The following is a 22,381-nucleotide window of genomic DNA, read 5'->3' as shown; positions in this document are numbered from 1 at the left end:
TTGTAGTTTCCCTAACTTTTTACAAACAGAATGCTAAAAAAATATTTTAGAAGACTAGAAAGCATCATCGCTTTAGGACAATCGTTAATGACTCCAAAGCAGTTTATTTTTTTATCAAGTGTTTTAATTGGTGTTTCATGCTCTTTGGCTGTAATTGTTCTTAAGACTTTTGCCCATAGCGTTTTCTCATTTGCCACCTATATTAATGGTATTTTAAAACTTAGTTTCATCAACAGTATTCTTCCAATTGTCGGAATCGTGCTGACTGTTTTTGTGGTAAAAAGAGTTCTTAACGGAAGCATCGAAAAAGGAACTTCTCAGATTTTATATGCCGTTGCAAAAAAAGCCAGTATTATTCCCAAAAAGCAAATGTATGCCCAAATCGTTACCTCTTCCCTTACGGTTGGTTTAGGTGGTTCTGCCGGTTTAGAAAGTCCTATTGTGATTACAGGAGCAGCGTTTGGATCAAATTTTGCCCAAAACTATAAACTACCTTATAAAGACAGAACATTACTTATTGGCTGTGGTGTTGCTGCGGGAATTTCTGCAGCTTTTAATGCTCCAATTGCGGGGGTTCTTTTTGCAATTGAAGTTTTATTGGTTGATGTTAGCATTTCGGCCTTTACCCCTATTATGATTTCTGCTGCAACAGGTGCTTTGGTTTCGGCAATTGTTTTGGATGAAACTATTTTATTATCGTTTAAAAAACAAGAAGCTTTTAACTATCATAATATCCCTTTTTATGTTCTGTTAGGAATTTTGACAGGTTTTATAGCCGTTTATTACGCTCGAAATTTTCAAAGAGTCGAACATTATTTTTCACACTTAAAAGTGGGTCCTTATAGAAAAGCCCTAATTGGTTCTTCGTTACTGGCTTTACTTATTTTTATATTTCCAACACTTTTTGGAGAGGGTTACGAAAGCATCAAAACCTTATCTGAGAGTGATCCCGGAAAACTATTAGACAATACTTTGTTTGCTGATTTTAGAAATAATCAATGGGTGTTGCTTCTTTTTGTTGGATGCACGATGATGGTAAAAGTATTTGCTTCAGGGCTCACCCTGGGAAGCGGTGGGAATGGAGGTAATTTTGCTCCTTCCCTATTTTTAGGTTCTTACTTGGGTTACTTTTTCTCCAAATTTATCAGTCTTATTGGTTTATCAAAATTACCTATTAGTAATTTTACGATGGTGGGAATGGCTGGTATTTTGAGCGGATTATTTCACGCGCCGCTTACTGCTATTTTCTTAATTGCTGAGATTACCGGAGGTTATAGCCTGATGATTCCCCTTATGATTGTTTCCTCGATAAGTTTTGCTATTTCTAAACGTTTCGAAAAATATTCTCTTGATGTAAAAGGTTTGGCCAAAAAAGGTCATGCTTTTACCAGCAATAAAGACTCAAATATTCTCTCTACCTTAGATATTGACACCATTATTCAATGTGATTATCTTACAGTTCATCCAGATGAAAATTTAAGCAAACTGGTGGATCTTATTTCACACTCTAATCAGGTTGTTTTTGCAGTTGTTGATAATGAAAAAGATTTAGTTGGAGTTGTTCATTTTAATGATATTCGGGAAATTATCTTCAATAACTATCGAGTTAAATATACTTTAATCAAAGATGTTATGAAAACACCTTTGGCTACAATTTCATCTACTGACAGCATGGAAATTGTGATGAGCAAATTCGAACTATCAAAATCGGCTTTTCTTCCGGTTTTACGAAATGGAAAATATTTTGGATTCATTTCTAAATCTATTGCACTTGAGGCTTACCGAACTAAATTGCGCTCTATGACGATTGAATAAAACTGATTAAAAAAATAGTACCTGTCTATTTTCTTTCCAAAAATAACCAACCGAATACCACCAAAGTCTGTTATGAAAATTAAAGCAATTATTGTTGATGACGAATCGCATGCACGCAGTTTCTTAAAAAAACTATGTAATTTCTATTACGAAGATAAAATTGAAATAGTTGATCAATGCAATTCTGTTTCATCTGCTTTAATTTCAATAAAAAAACACGCACCCAATCTCGTTTTTCTGGATATTCAGATGCCGGATGAAAACGGATTTGAATTGCTTTCTCATTTCGAGAATATTCCATTTGAAGTTATCTTTACAACAGCTCATAAAGAATATGCTATTGAAGCGATTCGTAATAGTGCTTTAGATTATTTATTAAAACCAATTGATGTCGCAGATTTTAAAGCTGCAATTGACAGACTTGATTTTGTTTTAGAAAAAAAGAATACTTTAAATCGTTATCAACTACTTTCTCAAAACATGGCCAATCAATTTACAGGAAAACAGCAAATTGCTTTCCCAACAAAAACCGGCTTTGAGGTAATACAGGTTAGCAAAATCATTTTTTGTAAATCAGACGGTTCGTATACTCTTATTCACACCACAGATAAACAACATTATACTTCAAAATCATTCAAAGAAACTTGCGAGTTACTGGTTTCGTCACCTAACTTCCTAAAAGTACAGCGAAGTTATTTGATAAACCGGGAGTATGTGGCAAATTTCAAATCAGATGAATTTCTTCTCGAAATGACTTCGGGGGATAAAATTCCCGTTTCGGATAAATCATTTAATAAAAAAGAGCTTATTGATGCCATTACCAAATAAGCTTTTTGTGCAACTCTTTTTTATTTTAATTACAACTTCTGTTTTTGGTCAATATTTTCCATCGAGAAACTTCACCACTTCAGATGGCTTACCTAATAATGCAGTACGTTCTTTATTTTTAGATTCTAAAAACATTTTATGGATAGGAACTGAAAATGGCGTTTCAAGATTGGAAAACGGAATCTTTACCACTATTGCTGAAAGCAATGGTTTGGGTCATAATAGCTGTTGGGATATTACAGAAGATACCGACGGAAATATGTGGTTTGCCAGTTATGGCGGTGGTATTAGTAAATTTGATGGTGAAAAGTTTACTGTTTTTACAATGAAAGATGGACTTTTAGCTAATAAAACAAGAAAAGTTTTTCCGTTCAAAAACAAAATTTATGTTGGTACAGAACAAGGTGTTTCTATAATTGACATAAAAACAAACAAGCTAATTACGCCTAAAGTTCCTGAGCACAAAGAAGATTTTATTTCCTTAGCCTTTGTTACCTATAAAGATATTGTCTATTTTACTTCTACGTTTGAAGGTTTATTTAAAATTGACGAATCGTCTCCGACTCCGTGTATTGTTCCGGTTGTCTTGCATAAGAACTCCTATTCATTAGGCCTTTTTGGTTCTACACTTTACAGTGGCAACGAAACATATATTAATAAATATGATTTTGATGAAATTTTAAATGGAAACAAATCATCTATAAATTTTGGAAAATCATTTGTCTGGCAATTTGTAAAAGATAATAGAAACACCATTTTTGCCGCTGCCTGGGGCGTTTATACTCCAGACGGAGGACTTTATACGATTGCAGATGATAAGATGACAGATGTCTCTAACATATACGGAATCGATTCTAAAGTTCTGTTGAATGTAGTATATGATAAATTTAATGACATCCTTTATGTTGGTTCGAACGACAATGGAATTTATCAGGTAAGATTAGATCAAATCATTAATTATAATCCATTCAAATCAACATCAATTATTGATTTTGAAAATTTCAATCATGATAAATTGATTTTAGATACCAAAGGATTAAAAGTTCTAAATGCAAAACAAGAAATTACAAATTCTGTTTCACTTGAGGATTTCAAGAAAATTGAAATGACTTTCTATAAAAAGGGAAAAGAAATCTTAACTAAACAATCAAAAGAATCAAGAGATTTTGAATTGAATTTTAATATTCCAACAAATGAAATTGAGTTTTATGAAATCGTAAAAAACCAAAACTCTTTATGGATTAATAGCAACATAGGAATTTTTGAAATTGATAAAAATTATAAAATAGTCAATTACCTGCCTAAACATAGTTTAAAAATTGGTTTTGGTTATGATAATAAATTAATAGAAACCATTACGTATGCAGGAGTTCGCGTTTACGAAAATCTAAAAACTTTAGAAAATACGCATTATTCCAAATTCAATAAAAACACGCCACAATACATCGTAAAAATTTTAACCAACAATAATAAAACCTATCTTTTATCTGTTTTTAATGGAATTTATGTTTATGAAAATGGTCACTTTCGATCGTATTTAGCCGATGGAATCTGGAAAGAAAAAAAATTCAAACACATTACAAAAAACAACAAAGGACAACTAATTCTAGCCGCTGAGTTTGGCGATGTTTTTATAATTGATGATTCAAAATCTTTCAAAATCCTTAAAACAATTTCAAAAAAACAAATTATTGGGAATACTATTTTATTTCTTGAATCCTACAAAGACTATGTTTTAATAGGTACAGAAAAAGGGATCAATATTTATAAAGATGGTATTATACGACTTATTGACAAAGAACAAGGTCTAAAGGATTGCAGAATAACCACTTCTCAAATCTTTGACAACACATTATGGCTGGGTACTCAAAAAGGATTTTACACCCTAGATCTCAACCGTTTAATTGCCACACAATTAACAGTTTCTGAAATCGGGATCAGTAAAATTGCCATAAACAATGCTCCTTTAAAACCTTCGTCTTATAAATGGTTCAGGTACAACTCAAAGCAACTTATTTCAGACTATAAGCATAATTCATTTTCGATTGATTTTGTTCCAAAAGGACATCCTTTCCCTAACAAATTAAAATTTAGATATCGCTTAAATAATAACAATCGTTGGAGTCCGTATACCGAAAAAACAAACTTATTTCTACCCTATTTACCTTATGGAAACTACAATGTAGAAATTGAAGTTTTTGATATGAATGCAGGAAAATCAAAAGTATTTACGATTTTACAACTTTATATTCAACCGCCGTTTTGGTTAAATTGGTGGTTCATTATTCTATTCATTATTGTTTTTACCGCAGTAATCGCATATATTTTTCTTAGAATAAAAAGAAAATCAAATGAAAAAACCATCATTCAGCGTCGTATTGCCGAGACTAAACTCGAGGCTTTACTGAGTCAGATGAATCCGCATTTTACTTTTAATGCGATGAATGCCATTCAGGATTTTATAATAAGTAATGATATCGAAAACTCGCTGCTCTATATTAGTGAATTTTCGAAGTTAATTCGTAAAACACTCGAAAACTCATCAAAACAAAAGATTACGATTGATGAAGAAATAGAATATCTGGAGGCTTACATTACGATTGAAAACATGCGTTTTGATAATAGGATCGATTTTGAAATTCAAATTTCGCCTCAAGTAGATACTTATTTTACCAAAATTCCAACAATGCTTTTACAGCCTTTTGTAGAGAATGTTTTTGTTCATGCTTTCAACGAATCGAGTATTTCTCCGAAGTTAATAATTTCGTTTAAAATGATTTCAAACACACTTTTAGAATGTAAAATTATAGACAACGGCATGAGTTCAAATGCAGCTAAAAAAAGCAAACTCCATCAATCAAAAGGAATTCAGCTTACCAAAGAGCGTCTTTCATTATTACAAGACCTAAAAAATGACTCTATAAAAATTGATTTTACCGAAAATACAGGCACAACCGTCACCATTTTAATTTTGGTTTAATTTCTGTAATTTAAAATTCAAAAGCACTTATCAAATTTTGGTAAGTGCTTTTTTCGTTTATAAACCAAAAAGATAGTTTCATGCAAAATAAAAGGGTTTTTAAAAGGTAAATTCCTTAGAAAAGGAGTGATCATTTATTTTTGAAAACTAACAAAACTAAATTTTTACTATGCCTAATTTTTATTGCGAGTATTGCGGAACAAAAAGTTCAAGCATCTCTAGCTTAATCGCAAATTCTTGTTCCCGTCATCCACTTGGGGCAGGAAAAGGAAAACACAAACTTTACGAGGGATCTGAAAAAATAAAATATAGCTGTAAATATTGCGGCACTTCATCTTCTTCAATATCAAGTTTAACTGGAAACTCTTGCTTCAGACATCCAAATGAAAGTGGTAAAGGGAAACATACGCCGGCATTGTAAATAGTTTTATCCAAAATAAAATGATCTTTTAATATTAAATTAATGCAAAACTAACCCTTAAAGAAAAAATTGATTTATCTAGGTAAATGCAAAAACAATTTATAACTGACAAAAAATGGCAGTTTGCAGTCATTAATTTGTCAAAAAAATAATTATTAAAAAAATACTTAGGTATTGTAAATTTAGAAAACTATGGCGACAGAAAAAATATCGGAAAATTTAATTATGAGGACACTTGATTTCGCATATGATAAAGCTGTAAACGGTATCCCCGGTTTAGATTCCGCACAAGAAATGGCTGAAAATTATATTGCTAAGGGTGGTACAAAACTAGAAATAGTAAATTCGTTAATTAGATGGCAGAATACAAAGGCATGTACAAGTGGCTTTTTAACAGGTATCCCAGGAATTATTGCAATGCCTGTTACTATTCCTGCGAATATTGCTAGTGTTTTATATGTACAAGTTAGAATGATCGCTGCAATTGCACATATTGGAGGTCATGATATTAAAGATGATAAAGTTAAATCATTAGTATATTTATGCATAGCAGGTAACGGAGCAAAAGACATTGTGAAAGATATCGGTATCGTAGTTGGTCAAAAAATCGCAGTAAATTCGGTTAAAAATATTTCTGCAAAAACTATCACCGCAATTAATCAAAAAGTTGGCTTTAGACTTTTAACGAAATTTGGAGAAAAAGGAGTTGTTAATATAGGAAAAGCAATTCCATTAATTGGAGGAATTATTGGAGGAAGTTTTGACTTAGTTGCGACGAATAGCGTTGGAAATATTGCAAGAAGTACATTCATTGGAAATAAGTAAATAACTCTCTTTAAATTAACTTTTAAGACGAATTAATTTTAAAAAAAATATTTCACTAAAAGGTTCAATTTAATTATAAGTTGAACCTTTTCTTTAATCTAATAATTCTCAAACCCCTTTCTCAATTCCTCCTTAATTTCATCCGCCAGCCATTTTGGTTCTAAAACCTTAACCATGCTGCCATATTTTAAAATTTGCTGGTTAAACTCAAAATTAGGGTGAATATTTAATGAAATATCAAACGATTTATGATTATCTAAATTAATTTGCTTTTGAGAATTGTGCAAAGGCAAGGATTCTACATATAGTTTTTGAGAGATGTGAAATGAGAGTTTTATAGTTTGTAATTTATGATCCATAGTATTAAGACCTACAACATGAGAAAATTTTTCCTTAGCTTCATTTATTTTCGATTTGAATTTTTTAGTCCCTGTTTCAATATTTTTTATTCTGTCTAAACCAAATGTACGATAGCCCTTTTCAGTTTCACCCACCACGTACCAACGATTTTGATATTGTTTTAAATAATAAGGATTTAAAGTATATTCCTGCTCTTTTATTTCTTTATAATAATAAAAACTGTTATGTATAAAACTAATGGGAAAATTTTGCTGTATTGCATCCAAAACAGATTTAAAATTAGGAATTACCTCTATTGCAGATCTATTTTCAAATTCAATAAATGATAACGAATTATTATTACCATTTAGATTATGGGAAATCTGTTCACCGGTAGCCAGAATTTCCATATGACTTAAAAACGATTCAATATTAATCGATTTTTCTTCATCTAAATAAAATCCCTCATTAGCTCTCGAATATTTAACTATAATACCATAATCATCTCTTAAAGTTGCTTTTATTCTATGAAAAGTACGCTCACTTATTTTATTCTCTCTGTTAGGGCTGATATAATTAATTAAATTTCCCATACTCTCAAAAGGAGACTTCTTCAGAATTTCTACTAATTGTTTGGTTTGATAAACTTGAGAGTTATTCAAATTCGGCTTTTCTTTATTTTTCATACTCCAAAAATAAAAAACCAAGCTGACAAACACTGTCAGTCTGCATTGTTTTTAATTTTATTTTACACTGACAGCAATTGACAGTTTCGGATTATAATTTCGTATTCGAATTTAAAACAAGTATCATGAAAAATCTTTTCAAAAAGCAAAACACAAAAATGGACTTTACTAATTTAAGTGCTATCGTAACTTCAGGAAGTGCCGCAGGAATTGCAATCGCAAATCATTTAAACAAGAACCAACAAACAGGAGGCATTATTGGTGTAGGCCTGTCATTATTAGTTACAGGACTACTAGTCGCTTTAGATGATGAAAAATTTCCATCTGATTCTAAAAGTTAATCTACTTATTCCTTTCTAAAAAAAATGATTTTTAATCTGACGAAAGTCACAACAACTACAAGATTATGTTATTTCAATTATTATTAAATTTTATTGTTTTTATTATAAAATGCATCGTTTGGATTTTATTTGTTTTAGCTGCAATTCCAGTTGGAATTTATATGTTACTCAATGAGTGGTTTCCCATTTTTACACATGACGGTGGATTTTGGTTCTGGTCAGCTTTCTCTATTTTATCAGTAATAGGTTTTATAGTGCTTTGGAAGCCTATAGTATGGATTGTTGGAATTTTACAAACTTTAGGATTGGGAATGGAATAAAATTCAAAATCCGGAATAATAAACAAATAACGCTAGTTCACACTAGCGTTATTTTGTTACTATTTGTAACACAAAGTTTTGCTATCGAGCACAAAAAGAACAAATCAAAGTGGTAACTTTGCGTTTTGCTCAAAATTATGTTAGAAAAAGACAATACTATTGAAGTTCTTGGTGCAAGAGTTCATAATCTAAAAAATATAGACATTTCTATTCCGCGTGAAAAACTGGTGGTTATTACCGGTTTATCAGGTTCGGGAAAATCCTCTTTGGCATTTGATACTATCTATACCGAGGGACAACGTCGTTATGTAGAAACTTTTTCGGCCTATGCCAGACAGTTTCTTGGCGGTTTAGAACGTCCTGATGTTGATAAAATCGACGGACTTTCGCCCGTAATTGCGATTGAACAAAAAACAACCAGTAAAAGCCCACGTTCGACCGTCGGGACGATTACAGAAATATACGATTTCCTGCGACTTCTTTACGCTCGTGGTGCTGACGCTTATAGTTACAACACTGGTGAGAAAATGGTTTCGTATTCTGATGAACAAATTAAAGATTTGATTATTCAGGATTTTAAAGGAAAACGTATTAATATTCTCGCTCCGATTATTAGAGCCAGAAAAGGTCATTATGCCGAGTTATTCCAGCAAATAACCAAACAAGGATTCCTCAAAGTTCGTGTCAATGGCGAAGTACAGGATTTAGTTTCAGGAATGAAACTCGATCGCTATAAAACCCACGATATCGAGATTGTAGTTGACAGAATGTTGATTGAAGATACTGAAGACAATCAAAAACGATTATCAGAAAGTATCAATACTGCCATGCATCATGGCGAAAATGTACTCATGATTTTGGATCAGGATACCAATGAAGTTCGCTATTTCAGTAGAAACTTAATGTGCCCTACAACCGGAATTTCGTATCAAAATCCTGAGCCTAATTTATTTTCGTTCAACTCTCCAAAAGGAGCTTGTCCGCATTGTAACGGATTGGGAACGGTTCACGAAATCAACGTAAAAAAGATTATCCCAAATCCTAAATTATCGATTAAAGCAGGAGGTTTTGCTCCGCTTGGCGAATACAAATCATCATGGATTTTTAAACAACTGGAAGTTATTGGAGAAAAATTCAGTTTCAAAATAACGGACCCAATCGAGAAAATTCCACAAGAAGCCATGACCATGATTTTGCATGGGGGAAAAGATAAATTTATTGTTAACTCTAAAGATTTAGGAGTAACACGTGATTATAAAATAGATTTTGAAGGGATCTCACATTTCATTAAAAATCAGTTTGATGAAACTTCTTCAACAACCATAAAACGTTGGGCAAAAGATTTTATGGACGAGGTAAATTGTCCGGTTTGTGATGGTTCACGTTTGAAAAAAGAAGCTCTATTCTTTAAGATTAACGGAAAAAACATTGTTGAATTATGTGATATGGACATCTCTGATTTGACCATCTGGTTTCAGGATTTAAACAAACATTTATCCCACAAACAGCTTTTGATTGCTTCGGAAGTCGTTAAAGAAATCAAAGATCGTTTGAACTTCTTGATGAATGTAGGGTTGAATTATCTGGCTTTAAGCCGAAGTTCAAAATCACTTTCGGGTGGTGAAGCACAGCGTATTCGTCTGGCCACACAAATTGGTTCGCAGTTGGTTGGTGTTTTATATATTCTCGATGAGCCAAGTATTGGTTTACACCAAAGAGACAATGAAAAACTAATTCATTCACTAGAACAATTACGTGATATCGGGAACTCAGTTATTGTTGTTGAACACGACAAAGACATGATCGAACGCGCTGATTATGTAATTGATATTGGCCCAAAAGCAGGTAAATACGGAGGAGAAATCATCAGTATTGGAACTCCTGCAGAAACTTTGAAATCGAATACTATTACCGCTCAATATTTGAACGGTAAAATGAAATTGGAGATTCCAAAAGAACGTCGTAAAGGAAACGGAAAGTTTTTAAAACTAACCGGAGCCACAGGAAACAACCTTAAAAATGTTTCGATTGAATTACCTTTAGGACAATTGATTTGTGTTACCGGAGTTTCAGGAAGTGGAAAATCGACCTTGATCAACGAGACGCTTTATCCTATTTTGAATGCCTATTATTTTAACGGTGTAAAAAAACCACAGCCTTATAAAAAAATTGAAGGATTAGAACATATTGACAAAGTAATTGATATTGACCAAAGTCCGATTGGGCGAACACCACGTTCGAATCCAGCAACTTATACCGAGGTTTTTACCGAGATCAGAAACTTATTTACGATGACTTCTGAAAGTATGATTCGTGGTTACAAAGCAGGTCGTTTTAGTTTTAACGTAAAAGGCGGACGTTGTGAAACCTGTGAAGGTTCAGGAGTTAGAACTATCGAAATGAACTTTCTACCGGATGTTTACGTAGAATGCGAAACCTGTCAGGGAAAACGTTTTAATAGAGAAACACTGGAGATTCGATATAAAGGAAAATCAATTTCGGATGTCTTAAATATGACTGTTGATGAAGCTGTTCCTTTCTTTGAGAACATTCCAAAGATTTATAGAAAAGTAAAAACCATTCAGGATGTTGGTTTAGGATATATTACGCTTGGTCAGCAAAGCACAACACTTTCAGGTGGTGAAGCCCAACGTATAAAACTAGCGGGAGAATTGTCTAAAAAAGATACCGGAAATACTTTTTATATCCTTGATGAACCTACAACAGGATTGCATTTTGAAGACATTCGTGTTTTGATGGACGTGATCAATAAATTAGTCGATAAAGGAAATACGATTCTGGTTATCGAACATAATATGGACGTTATAAAACTTGCCGATTATATCATTGATATTGGTCCTGAAGGAGGAAAAGGCGGTGGACAATTGATCGCCAAAGGAACTCCTGAAGAAGTAGCAAAAAATAAAAAAAGCTATACGGCAAAGTTTTTGAAAAAGGAATTGGAATAGAGCAATTTTCTTATTAATACCTTTTCAACGTTTAAAAAAAATCACATAAAGTAACCATAACTACTGTCATCCCGAAGAACGAGGGATGACAGGATTGTGGTTATGGGTTGTGAAAATGAATAAAAATCATCCGTTTAATATTGATAAATATCGAAATCATTATTCAATCTACCAACTTATTGATAATGAATATCCAACCAAAAACATTCGTACAGAAATGTTACATTTAAATTAATAAATCCCCGTTTCTGTAACAATTCTCGAAAAAAGCAGTAATTTAGTACGCCCTTTTTGTCAAAGTTTTTGATTTTGGCATTTTTTTATGGGCTAAAAATAATGTTTCAATTGAAAACTGATGCCTTAGCCCCGATGGGAGCGGCATCCTTTTGCGGTGGGGTTCACCACAAAAGATATAGCGGAAAGCAGGAAATAGCTCCTTCCTTCAACTACGCTCAGGATGGCAACTTGAATCAAATTAAAGACACAACTTAAATAAAAATATAAATAATTAAAATACCTAAAATGAGATTAGAAGATTTTGATAATGATGAGGACAAAGTAATTCAGGACCGTTTGAAACAAAAAACGTGGAATGAAATTAGAACAAATGACAGCTGGGCGATTTTTAAAATTATGGCCGAGTTTGTAAACGGCTACGAAAGCATGGGACGTATTGGTCCGTGTGTATCTATTTTTGGTTCGGCGAGAACAAAACCGGACGATAAATACTATTTATTGGCAGAAAAAATTGCTTATAAAATCAGTAAAGCTGGTTACGGCGTAATCACAGGAGGTGGTCCCGGAATCATGGAAGCTGGTAATAAAGGTGCGCATTTAGGAGGCGGAATTTCAGTTGGTTTAAACATCGAATTGCCTTTTGAACAACACTTCAACCCGTATATCGACCATGATAAAAACCTGAATTTCGACTATTTCTTTGTGAGAAAAGTAATGTTCGTAAAATATTCGCAAGGTTTTGTGGTAATGCCAGGTGGTTTTGGAACTCTTGACGAAATGTTTGAAGCGATTACTTTGATTCAGACTAAGAAAATCGGGAAATTTCCAATTATATTAGTTGGTGTTGAATTCTGGTCAGGATTGATCGAATGGGTAAAAACAGTTTTGGTAGAAAAAATGCATACCGTAAGCCCAGAAGATTTGAACTTATTTAAGATCGTTGACACTGAAGATGAAGTTGTTGATGTATTAGATAAATTCTATAAGAAATACGATTTAAGTCCTAATTTCTAATATTTTTTTTCACCATATAAGTGATTTAAGGTAATTTAAGTTAACGTTTTGTAACACTTAAAATATTATGAAGTTACATCTGCAATATGATTAAATTACATTAAATCTTACAAAAAATGAAAGCTGTTTTTTAAAACAGCTTTTTTTATGCTATTTTTACATAAAACCAAAAACTGTTTATGCTCGTAACTTTAAGTATATCCCTTAATCTTTAAGCCATCCTTGAATCCATATTATAAAATCTTATTTTTTATTTTAGTTTTATTTAGTTCGATAAAACAATACGCGCAACATCAATCTAAGATGGAGGTGGCGGTTAATCTCGAGCTTAAAACAGTGAATGTAAGAGAGGATATTACGTATTATAATACCTCTAACGATTCTTTGATTTCGATTGTTTTAAACGATTGGAATAATGCATTTTCAGGGAAAAATACGCCATTGGCCAAAAGATTTTCTGATGAGTTTTATCGCGGTTTTCATTTAGCGAAAGCTGCAGAAAGAGGAAATACTACCATTTTGAATTTGACCGATTCAGATAATATGGCCCTTGAATGGGAAAGAACCGAAAAAAATCCTGATTTTGTAGTTGTAAAACTGAACCGAAAATTATATCCCGGTGAGAAAATAGATTTGCATCTGGTTTACATTGCTAAAATTCCGAGTGATAAATTTACTCGTTATGGTTTTGATCAAAATGGCGGAATGAACCTAAAAAACTGGTTCCTAAGCCCGGCACGATTTGAAAATCATCGTTTTACGAAATCTAACAATTACAATTTAGACGATATTGCCAACGCGAGTACCAACTATCAGGTCAACGTCAAGATTCCGAATCAGTATTCGATTACTACAGATCTGAATTTGGTTTCGAAAGAACAAACGAGTTCGTCTTTTACTACTTATTTTTTTACCGGAGCCAACAGAACCGACTTTAATTTTTTTATCGAAAAGCAAAATAATTTTATAAGCTATGACAATGGTTCTCTGGAAGTACTTACGAATCTTAAAAATAAAAAACTAAGCGAAATTCAGAAAGCCATTATTATAAATAGGGTTGTAAATTTTGCCAGCGCTTTTATAGGGAAATATCCGCACGAAAAAATCACTGTTTCTCAGGTAGATTATGATCGTAATCCATTTTATGGATTGAATCAATTACCCTCATTTATAAGCCCGTTTTCTGATGATTTTATCTTTGAAATTACCTTTTTAAAAACCTATCTGAATAATTATTTAAAGAATAGTTTAAAACTAGATCCGCGAAAAGACAATTGGGTTTATGATGGAATCCAGATTTATACCATGATGAAATACATGGAGGAAAACCATTTGGACCAAAAGATGCTTGGGCGACTTTCTAAGATGAAACTCTTTAAGAGCTATAACATTACCAATCTTACTTTCAACGAGCAATACAGTTATTATTATATGCTGATGGCCAGGAAAAATCTTGATCAGCCGCTTGGAGACCCAAAGAATACTCTGATAAAATTCAACGAACAAATTGCCAGTAAATATCGCGCAGGATTAAGCCTGAGTTATTTAGATGATTATCTGAATCACGATATTGTTCCTGAAAGTGTACAGGAATTTTATAAACTGAATAAAACAGAGCAGACCAATCGTTACAATTTCGAAAAAATCCTGACTAAAAACAGTCATAAAAACATCGATTGGTTTTTTAATACTATTATCGATTCGAGAGATATTATCGATTATAAGTTTTCGAATGTTTCGCGAACAAAAGACAGCGTTCAGTTTCAGATCAAGAACAAAACCAACAATTTCGTCCCGATCCCGGTTTACGGACTTAAGAAAAATGAAGTCGTTTTTAAAAAATGGATCGAACCTAAAAACACGGATTCTATTTATGAATTAGATCGTAAAAATGCCGACAAAATTGTTTTAAACTACGATAATGAAGTTCCTGAATACAACCAGAGAAACAACTGGAAATCGCTGAAAAGTTTGGTTATAACCAATCGTCCTATCAAATTTAATTTTGCCAAAGACTTAGAAGATCCGTATTACAACCAGATCTTATACATCCCTACTCTTACTTATAATTTGTATGATGGTTTTACACCGGGGGTTCGTTTTCATAATAAAACCATTCTGGACAAACCTTTTACTTTTGATATTAATCCCGCCTATTCTATAAAGGCCGGAACAATTTCAGGTTCGTCAGCCTTTGTGTATAATCAATATTACAGAAACAGCACGCTTTATAATGTGAGATATTCTGTGAGTCAGAATTATTTTCATTACGCCCCTGATGCCACTTATTTGAGATTGAATCCTATGGTTCAGTTTAGAATTCGCGAAGAGAATTTTAGAGACAATCGAAAACAACTTATTATGTTTCGACAAGTCATTGTAAATCGTGAAGCAAGTCAGTATATAACCGATAATTCTAAACCCAATTATTCTGTTTTCAATGCGCGTTATTCGAATACTAAAACCGAATTAATCGATCATTTTAGTTTTATGACCGATGTTCAGTTTGGCGGAAACTTCGGCAAAATTGCTGGAGAAGTAGAATATCGAAGACTATTCGAAAATAACCATAAACTGAATTTAAGATTGTACGCCGGAAGTTTTTTATACAACACAACAAATTCAGATTATTTTAGTTTTGGTTTAGACCGTCCAACCGATTATATGTTCGATTATAATTTTTACGGACGATCAGAAAGTACCGGATTTTTTAGTCAGCAATATGTTATGGCCGAGGGTGGTTTTAAGTCAAAAATAGCGCCAGCCTACGCCAATCAATGGATGACAACATTAAACGCCAGTTATTCGATCTGGAACTGGATTGAGGTTTATGGCGATGTTGGTTTTATGAAAAGCAAGCATCTGAGTGAGAATTTTGTCTACGATGGTGGTATTAGATTAAATCTGGTTCCGGATTATTTTGAGCTTTACTTTCCTGTTTATTCGAATAACGGGTGGGAAATTTCTCAAAATAAATACAACGAAAAAATACGATTTGTGATCACACTATCGCCAAAAACATTAGTCAATCTTTTTACTAGAAAATGGTTTTAATTGAATAAATTTTAAAGAAAAACATGCGATATTATCATTAAATTACATTTTATTATAAAAATAACTTAAAAAATATACGTAGTTTTTTGATTTTAAATACAAATAATTAAATTATATTTATTTTAAAGAATTATGATTATTGATTGTTTTTAAGTAATTTCGCAGTCTAACATGACCCCTCAAGATTATGATAAAAGAAAAAAACAATACTACATTAACATTTGAAGATTTCAAAACTGAGGTATTGAATGACTACAGAATAGCAGTAACCAGCCGCGAATGTAGCCTTTTAGGTCGTAAAGAAGTATTGACAGGAAAAGCCAAATTCGGGATATTTGGTGACGGAAAAGAAGTACCACAGCTTGCTATGGCAAAATCTTTTCAAAACGGAGATTTCCGTTCGGGATACTATCGCGACCAGACTTTTATGATGGCTATTGGAGAACTGACTCCAAAACAATTTTTCGCAGGTTTATACGGTCATACTGATTTAAATTTTGATCCAATGTCGGCCGGAAGACAAATGGGCGGACACTTTGTAACGCACAGTTTAAACGAAGACGGATCCTGGAGAGACTTAACAAAACAAAAAAATTCAAGCGCAGATATATCGCCTACAGCCGGACAAATGCCAAGATTATTGGGATTGGCACAGGCATCTAAAATTTACAGAAACGTTGAGGGAATCAAAACCAAAGACAAATTCTCTGTAAACGGAAACGAAATTGCCTGGGGAACCATAGGAAACGCAAGTACCTCAGAAGGTCTCTTTTTTGAAACCATAAATGCTGCAGGAGTTTTACAAGTACCAATGGTAATGAGCGTTTGGGATGATGAATACGGAATCTCTGTTCATGCCAAACACCAAACTACCAAAGAAAATATCTCTGAAATTCTAAAAGGATACCAACGCGACGAAGAGGCAAATGGGTACGAAATTTTCAGAGTAAAAGGTTGGGATTATGCAGAGTTGGTTTCGACTTACGAAAGAGCCGCAGCTGTTGCCCGCGAGCAACACGTTCCGGTTTTAATACACGTAAACGAATTAACTCAACCGCAAGGTCACTCGACTTCGGGTTCTCACGAACGTTACAAAAACGCTGACAGACTGGCTTGGGAAAGAGATTTCGATTGTATTCGTCAGATGCGTTTATGGATGATTGCCATCAATATTGCATCGCCTGAAGAACTGGCCGAAATTGATGCCGAATTGAAAAAAGAAGTTCTGGAAGCTAAAAAAGAAGCCTGGAATTCTTTCATCAACCCAATTATCGAAGATCAAAAAAATCTTATGGCTTTATTGGAGCAAATTTCTGCTGCCAGCATCAACCATAAAGATAAAATTCAAAAATATATTTCAGAGTTAAGCGCTATAAAATCCCCTCTAAAAAAGGAAATGCTGGTAATCGCCAGAAAAATATTGCGTTTCATAGAGATTCCAAACAGCAAAGTTTTATTGTCTGACTGGATCACCAATTATATCGCAATTACGCAGCCTAGATTCAGCAGCCATTTGCATTCAGATTCAGATAAAAATGTTTTTTCAGTAGAAAAAGTACTTCCTCAATACGCTGACAATGCAAAAGCCGACCTGGATGGCCGAATGATTCTTCGTGATAACTTTGACGCCTTGTTTACCAAATATCCTGAAACACTAATTTTTGGTGAAGACGTAGGAAATATTGGTGACGTAAACCAAGGTCTTGAAGGAATGCAGGAAAAATATGGAGAACTTCGTGTTGCCGATGTTGGTATTCGTGAAGCCACTATTATCGGACAAGGAATTGGTATGGCTTTAAGAGGCTTACGTCCTATTGCCGAAATTCAGTATTTAGATTATTTATTATACGCAATTCAAATCATGAGCGATGATTTGGCGACCTTACAATACAGAACCGTTGGTAAACAAAAAGCACCATTAATTATCAGAACCCGCGGGCACCGTCTTGAAGGTATCTGGCATTCTGGCTCACCAATGGGCATGATTATCAATGCCGTTCGTGGTATTCACGTTCTGGTACCAAGAAACATGACACAAGCAGCAGGTTTCTACAACGCTCTTTTAGAAACTGACGAACCAGCTTTAGTAATCGAATGTTTGAATGGTTATCGCTTAAAAGAAAAAACACCTTTGAATTTTGGTGAATTCAAAACCCCAATTGGTGTAGTTGAAACCCTAAAAGAAGGTTCAGATATTACTTTAGTTTCTTACGGATCTACTTTAAGATTAGTAGAGCAAGCTGCAAACGAATTATTAGAATTAGGTATTGATTGCGAAGTTATTGATATTCAGTCACTACTCCCCTTTGATATCAATAAAGATATTGTAAAAAGTATCGCCAAAACAAACCGTCTTTTAGTAATCGACGAAGATGTTCCTGGTGGAGCTTCAGCTTTCATCCTGCAACAAATTCTCGAGGAACAAGATGCTTACATTCATTTAGACAGCAAACCGCAAACCCTAGCTGCAAAAGCACACAGACCAGCTTACGGAACTGATGGTGATTATTTCTCTAAACCTTCTGCCGAAGATATTTTCGAGAAAGTATACACCATGATGAATGAAGTTAATCCTTCTAAATATCCAAGTTTATATCAATAAATTTAGACATTTACATATTTGAAAAAGCTCCAAATGATTGGAGCTTTTTTAAATCCTCATTTTTGCCATTTGTATCAAACTTGGAATTTGGAATTTCATATTTGTAATTTGATTTTTCTTCAGGAGCTATTTCCCGCCAGAGCAATCGTTTCTATACGACAATTATAGAATTAACATCTCTTCTGTCATCCTGCACGAAGTAGAAACCGCGCCAATTGCAACGTGGGCTTCGACCTCTCTCAGTCTAACAAAAATGGGCATAAAAAGCCCGCATAAATCCGCGGTTTAACTATAACGAATACGTGTCATCGGTGCGCCATCACGCAATCTAGACTTTCAAAATAGCGCGAGCCTTTTCTAAATCCTCCGCTGTATCGATCCCAATACCAACATGAGTCGTCTCCACCATTTTAATACGTTTTCCAAATTCTAAATAACGTAACTGTTCTAACTTCTCAGAAGCTTCTAAAGACTTCATTGGTAAACTATAAAAATCTAACAAAGCCTGCTTTCTAAAAGCATAAATCCCGATATGCTGAAAATAACGAACTCCTACATCCTTATCTCTGGGATACGGAATTACAGAACGGGAAAAATACAATGCAAACTGTGACTGATCTACAACCACTTTGACATTATTTGGGTTATTGATCTCATCTTCATCTGTAATTTCACGCATTAGCGAAGCCAAATCAACTTTACGATCTTCATCATCTTTAAATACCGATAAAACCTGTTCTAAAGGACCTGCTTCTGTAAAAGGCTCGTCACCTTGCACATTTACTACAACGTCAACATCAAGGCTAAATATAGCTTCAGCAATACGATCGCTACCTGATTCGTGTTCTTTGATACTCATAATTGCTTTACCACCATGTGAAAGGATCTCGTCAAATATCAAATCAGAGTCAGTTACTACAAATACGTCATCAAACAACTTTGTCGCCACCGTTGCTTCATAAGTTCTTAGAATTACAGTTTTCCCTCCCAGATCCTGCATTAATTTAGCGGGAAAACGAGTTGAGGCGTATCGCGCGGGAATTACAGCTATTATTTTCATTTTATAATCTTTTAATTTTTTTACTCAGCAAAAACTAAACTTTTTGTCTGTATAATTTTAATATCGTTTTTTATTAACTCTAGCGTCTCTCGGGTAAATCCTTCAGCCACATAGTTACTTTCTTTTCTAGTCTCATTATTTGTGATCAAAATAAGATAATATTTTCCAGATCGGGGAAGTGTGTCTTCCATAATCGAAAATTGATTTTCATTCAATAATAAAACCTCTTTGAATTCAATTTTTCCAAGCCAGCCGGTTTTTTCTAAAATCAAAAGTTCCTCCTTAGAATCTATTATAATTTTAAGAGAACCTTTTACAATCAAAAGCCCAAGTCCCATCAATACCAGCACTACAAGCAAAACAGGAATCATTTCTGTTTCCCCCATTATCAATAGAATAATTGCTACAAATATTCCACCAATAATTAGCGGACCCAAAACAACTTTTTTAGATGATTGATATGTTTTAATTTCTTTAGCTGATAATTCCATGCTCAAACAAATATACCTATTCACAATCAGGTATTAAAAATATATTCCTAACATATTTCTCAAATAATTCAATATTAATATCTTAGAAAATATTTATTTTTAAAATAAAAAACTATGAAAAGATTTTTAGCCTCCCTTCCACTCTATTTCTTTTTACTTTTTATTCATTCGGCTTTAAGCCAAAACAAAAACACTCCCACATTAAATGCGTTTTCAAATCGTATTTTTGACGGAAAAGGATATCAGCCACTCAGCAATATAAAATGGAAATTTAAAACCGAAGGCAAGATTTTTTCCTCCCCAATCGCAAAAAACGGTATTGTTTATATAGGCAGTGAAGATGGTTTTCTATATGCCATTGAAGAAAAATCGGGAAACTTAAAATGGAAATTCAAAACCAATGGTGCGATTCACAGCAGCCCAAGTATCTTTGAAAACACTATCTATTTCGGGAGTTTCGACGGAAATTATTACGCTGTAAATACGCAAAACGCAAAACTGCTTTGGAAATTTAAAACTGGCGGAGAACACTGGCTCGGCGAAATTGGTATGTGGGAAATGAAACCCCAGACACAATACATGGAAGATTTATGGGATTTTTATCTTTCATCGCCTGTTGTTTATACGAATGGCAAAACTTCTCTGGTTTTATTCGGGAGCAGTGACGGAAGCGTTTATTCGGCAGATGCCAAAACAGGAACTTTAAAATGGAAATTCAAAACCAACGGGCCTATTCACGGAACTCCGGTAATTGATAAAGGCAAAATTTATATTGGCGGTTGGGACGCTACACTATACGCTTTAAACATCGAATCCGGAAAAGAAATCTGGCATTTTGCAACAGGAACACAAATGGGTTTTAAAGGAATACAATCATCCGTTGCGGTCTCAGACGGTAAAGTTTACTTTGGCGCCAGAGAGCCTTTCTTTTTTGCCTTAGATGCCCAAACCGGAAAACAAATCTGGAAATATAATGCAGAGAATTCCTGGATCTTGAGTTCGGCCGTTATAAAAGATAATGCGGTTTATGTAGGAACTTCAGACACTTATGCTTTACTGGCTTTAGATGCCAAAACTGGTGAAGAAAAATACCGATTCAAAGTAAACGGCTATGTGTATTCCTCTCCGGCAATAGCTGGAAACACAATCTATTTTGGAGATTTTACAGGTAATTTCTTTAGCTTGGATTTACTTTCTAACGGGAAAAAATCTAACTTTATAAGTAACGATAATCGCAAACATTTTGCTTCTTCTACTCTAAGAAATGATCTTTTAGATTTTGGATATGCAGGTCAAAATGAAGATCTATCCTTTTATGATAACAATAAAAAAGTAATGGATAAATTTTATCAATTAGGATCCATTGTTTCCTCGCCATTTATCAGTAATAACACGATTTATTTTGGAAGCGCCGATGGTTATCTATATTCTTATAATTTAGAAAAAGAGAAATAAAAACGTTTTTCCTTTGTGGCCTTTGTGAAAATCTTTGTGCAGCTTTGTGCTATAATTTTACCACAGAGAAACACAAAGATTTTCACAAAGATTCACTGAGTGTTTTATATAATTTTGACTGACGTCATACTTAGAGAACCAGCCAATAACTTATCGTTGAATAAACTCAATTCTTCTGATTTTTCTTTTAAACCTAAAGTATACAACAAAGGCAAATAATGATCCGGTGTTGGAATTGCCAATTGAATCGCTTTATTCATTTTTTCGAAATCTATTAACGGCTGAAAATTTCCATCTAATAAATAATTATTGATCGTTTCTCGCGCTTCAATTGCCCAATCGTAACCGTAATTGTCTTTATCAAAATTCCTGAAATCAACCAGACGCAGATTATGAACAATATTCCCGCTTCCTATAATCAAAACGCCCTTATGGCGCAAGGATTGAAGTTTCTGAGCCAGCTCAAAATGATATTGTCCTGACTTGGTATAATCAATACTCAACTGAATCACCGAAACATTCGCCTGAGGATATAAATGTTTAATTACACTCCACGCACCGTGATCCAAACCCCAATGTTCATCTAAATCCACATGAACGGGTTCTAATATTTTTTTAGTTTCTGCGGCCAGTTCAGGGCTTCCTTTCGCTGGATATTGCACATCAAAAAGTGCTTGCGGAAAACCTCCAAAATCATGAATCGTTCTTGGCATCTGCATCGAAGTAACTTTAGTTCCGTTAGTAAACCAATGTGCCGAAATACATAAGATTGCATTGGGCTGCGGCAATGTTTTGGCCAGATTGCGAAAACCCACTACAAACTGATTTTCTTCGATTGCATTCATTGGACTGCCGTGTCCTAAAAACAAAACCGGCATTTTATCTGTATTCGAAAACGTAGACGAAATCGAATGTAAGTCGTTTAGTGTTGTCATTGTAAAATT

General features: G+C 33.7%; 16 protein-coding genes. 12 read left to right on the top strand and 4 right to left on the bottom strand.

Going from position 1 to position 22,381, the window contains the following annotated elements; all coding sequences use genetic code 11:
* Nucleotides 1–30: 30 nt before the first annotated feature.
* From GIY83_RS03525 to GIY83_RS03505, 5 genes are all read left to right on the top strand, one after another.
* Nucleotides 31–1,815, top strand: coding sequence for a chloride channel protein (locus GIY83_RS03525; protein WP_194619730.1), 1,785 nt, complete (start codon nucleotides 31–33; stop codon nucleotides 1,813–1,815).
* Nucleotides 1,816–1,887: 72 nt separating this feature from the next.
* A complete protein-coding gene (locus GIY83_RS03520) occupies nucleotides 1,888–2,643 on the top strand; it encodes a LytTR family DNA-binding domain-containing protein (RefSeq protein ID WP_208684742.1) in 756 nt (251 codons plus the stop codon).
* Nucleotides 2,627–5,623, top strand: coding sequence for a histidine kinase (locus GIY83_RS03515; RefSeq protein WP_208684740.1), 2,997 nt, complete (start codon nucleotides 2,627–2,629; stop codon nucleotides 5,621–5,623). Before GIY83_RS03520 ends, GIY83_RS03515 begins: the two co-directional genes overlap by 17 nt.
* Nucleotides 5,624–5,792: 169 nt before the next feature.
* On the top strand, nucleotides 5,793–6,044 hold the full coding sequence (locus GIY83_RS03510) for a hypothetical protein (protein ID WP_208684738.1): 252 nt from the start codon (nucleotides 5,793–5,795) through the stop codon (nucleotides 6,042–6,044).
* A gap of 192 nt (nucleotides 6,045–6,236) precedes the next feature.
* Entirely contained in the window at nucleotides 6,237–6,869 is a 633-nt protein-coding gene (locus GIY83_RS03505; protein WP_229029201.1) for an EcsC family protein, read from the top strand.
* Nucleotides 6,870–6,967: 98 nt separating this feature from the next.
* Here GIY83_RS03505 and GIY83_RS03500 read toward each other — a convergent pair whose 3' ends face one another.
* Complete coding sequence (locus tag GIY83_RS03500; protein WP_208684736.1) at nucleotides 6,968–7,894, bottom strand: YafY family protein; 927 nt, start codon at nucleotides 7,892–7,894, stop codon at nucleotides 6,968–6,970.
* A gap of 125 nt (nucleotides 7,895–8,019) precedes the next feature.
* Between GIY83_RS03500 and GIY83_RS03495 the strand changes: the two genes are divergently transcribed.
* The 6 genes from GIY83_RS03495 to GIY83_RS03470 all read left to right on the top strand — a co-directional run bounded on the left by GIY83_RS03495 (nucleotide 8,020) and on the right by GIY83_RS03470 (nucleotide 18,431).
* Nucleotides 8,020–8,235, top strand: a complete 216-nt coding sequence (locus tag GIY83_RS03495; protein ID WP_208684734.1) for a hypothetical protein — start codon at nucleotides 8,020–8,022, stop codon at nucleotides 8,233–8,235.
* 65 nt (nucleotides 8,236–8,300) lie between these two features.
* Entirely contained in the window at nucleotides 8,301–8,555 is a 255-nt protein-coding gene (locus GIY83_RS03490) for a hypothetical protein (RefSeq protein WP_173970598.1), read from the top strand.
* Between the two features lie 137 nt (nucleotides 8,556–8,692).
* Nucleotides 8,693–11,524, top strand: a complete 2,832-nt coding sequence (gene uvrA, locus GIY83_RS03485; RefSeq protein ID WP_208684732.1) for an excinuclease ABC subunit UvrA — start codon at nucleotides 8,693–8,695, stop codon at nucleotides 11,522–11,524.
* A gap of 522 nt (nucleotides 11,525–12,046) precedes the next feature.
* Complete coding sequence (locus GIY83_RS03480) at nucleotides 12,047–12,775, top strand: TIGR00730 family Rossman fold protein (RefSeq protein WP_065448388.1); 729 nt, start codon at nucleotides 12,047–12,049, stop codon at nucleotides 12,773–12,775.
* A 303-nt stretch (nucleotides 12,776–13,078) separates the two neighbouring features.
* Complete coding sequence (locus tag GIY83_RS03475) at nucleotides 13,079–15,829, top strand: aminopeptidase (protein WP_208687086.1); 2,751 nt, start codon at nucleotides 13,079–13,081, stop codon at nucleotides 15,827–15,829.
* A gap of 187 nt (nucleotides 15,830–16,016) precedes the next feature.
* On the top strand, nucleotides 16,017–18,431 hold the full coding sequence (locus tag GIY83_RS03470; protein WP_208684730.1) for a thiamine pyrophosphate-dependent enzyme: 2,415 nt from the start codon (nucleotides 16,017–16,019) through the stop codon (nucleotides 18,429–18,431).
* A 328-nt stretch (nucleotides 18,432–18,759) separates the two neighbouring features.
* Here the strand turns inward: GIY83_RS03470 and kdsB are convergent, their stop codons facing one another.
* Together kdsB and GIY83_RS03460 are read right to left on the bottom strand one after the other, a co-directional pair.
* Nucleotides 18,760–19,491 carry a 3-deoxy-manno-octulosonate cytidylyltransferase gene (gene kdsB / locus GIY83_RS03465; protein ID WP_208684728.1) on the bottom strand — a complete coding sequence of 244 codons (732 nt, stop codon included), beginning with the start codon at nucleotides 19,489–19,491 and terminating at the stop codon, nucleotides 18,760–18,762.
* A gap of 20 nt (nucleotides 19,492–19,511) precedes the next feature.
* Complete coding sequence (locus tag GIY83_RS03460) at nucleotides 19,512–19,982, bottom strand: hypothetical protein (RefSeq protein ID WP_208684726.1); 471 nt, start codon at nucleotides 19,980–19,982, stop codon at nucleotides 19,512–19,514.
* Between the two features lie 114 nt (nucleotides 19,983–20,096).
* Here GIY83_RS03460 and GIY83_RS03455 point away from each other — a divergent pair, with 114 nt between their 5' ends.
* Complete coding sequence (locus tag GIY83_RS03455; protein WP_208684724.1) at nucleotides 20,097–21,437, top strand: PQQ-binding-like beta-propeller repeat protein; 1,341 nt, start codon at nucleotides 20,097–20,099, stop codon at nucleotides 21,435–21,437.
* A 104-nt stretch (nucleotides 21,438–21,541) separates the two neighbouring features.
* Here GIY83_RS03455 and ygiD read toward each other — a convergent pair whose 3' ends face one another.
* Complete coding sequence (ygiD, locus tag GIY83_RS03450) at nucleotides 21,542–22,372, bottom strand: 4,5-DOPA dioxygenase extradiol (RefSeq protein ID WP_208684722.1); 831 nt, start codon at nucleotides 22,370–22,372, stop codon at nucleotides 21,542–21,544.
* Nucleotides 22,373–22,381 lie beyond the last annotated feature (9 nt).

Origin of the sequence: Flavobacterium sp. SLB02 (genome assembly GCF_009664855.1) — a bacterium.
GTDB lineage: Bacteria > Bacteroidota > Bacteroidia > Flavobacteriales > Flavobacteriaceae > Flavobacterium.
This window is presented reverse-complemented; position numbering and strand designations above follow the sequence as displayed.

Excerpts from the sequence above, each read along its gene's own strand:
- GIY83_RS03520 (WP_208684742.1), top strand. The coding sequence starts at position 1,888 with ATGAAAATTAAAGCAATTATTGTTGATGACGAATCGCATGCACGCAGT.
- uvrA (WP_208684732.1), top strand. The coding sequence starts at position 8,693 with ATGTTAGAAAAAGACAATACTATTGAAGTTCTTGGTGCAAGAGTTCAT.
- GIY83_RS03480 (WP_065448388.1), top strand. The coding sequence starts at position 12,047 with ATGAGATTAGAAGATTTTGATAATGATGAGGACAAAGTAATTCAGGAC.
- GIY83_RS03525 (WP_194619730.1), top strand. The coding sequence starts at position 31 with ATGCTAAAAAAATATTTTAGAAGACTAGAAAGCATCATCGCTTTAGGA.
- GIY83_RS03475 (WP_208687086.1), top strand. The coding sequence starts at position 13,079 with ATGGAGGTGGCGGTTAATCTCGAGCTTAAAACAGTGAATGTAAGAGAG.
- GIY83_RS03495 (WP_208684734.1), top strand. The coding sequence starts at position 8,020 with ATGAAAAATCTTTTCAAAAAGCAAAACACAAAAATGGACTTTACTAAT.
- GIY83_RS03460 (WP_208684726.1), bottom strand. The coding sequence starts at position 19,982 with ATGGAATTATCAGCTAAAGAAATTAAAACATATCAATCATCTAAAAAA.
- GIY83_RS03515 (WP_208684740.1), top strand. The coding sequence starts at position 2,627 with ATGCCATTACCAAATAAGCTTTTTGTGCAACTCTTTTTTATTTTAATT.
- ygiD (WP_208684722.1), bottom strand. The coding sequence starts at position 22,372 with ATGACAACACTAAACGACTTACATTCGATTTCGTCTACGTTTTCGAAT.
- GIY83_RS03500 (WP_208684736.1), bottom strand. The coding sequence starts at position 7,894 with ATGAAAAATAAAGAAAAGCCGAATTTGAATAACTCTCAAGTTTATCAA.
- GIY83_RS03470 (WP_208684730.1), top strand. The coding sequence starts at position 16,017 with ATGATAAAAGAAAAAAACAATACTACATTAACATTTGAAGATTTCAAA.
- GIY83_RS03490 (WP_173970598.1), top strand. The coding sequence starts at position 8,301 with ATGTTATTTCAATTATTATTAAATTTTATTGTTTTTATTATAAAATGC.
- GIY83_RS03505 (WP_229029201.1), top strand. The coding sequence starts at position 6,237 with ATGGCGACAGAAAAAATATCGGAAAATTTAATTATGAGGACACTTGAT.
- GIY83_RS03510 (WP_208684738.1), top strand. The coding sequence starts at position 5,793 with ATGCCTAATTTTTATTGCGAGTATTGCGGAACAAAAAGTTCAAGCATC.
- GIY83_RS03455 (WP_208684724.1), top strand. The coding sequence starts at position 20,097 with ATGAAAAGATTTTTAGCCTCCCTTCCACTCTATTTCTTTTTACTTTTT.
- kdsB (WP_208684728.1), bottom strand. The coding sequence starts at position 19,491 with ATGAAAATAATAGCTGTAATTCCCGCGCGATACGCCTCAACTCGTTTT.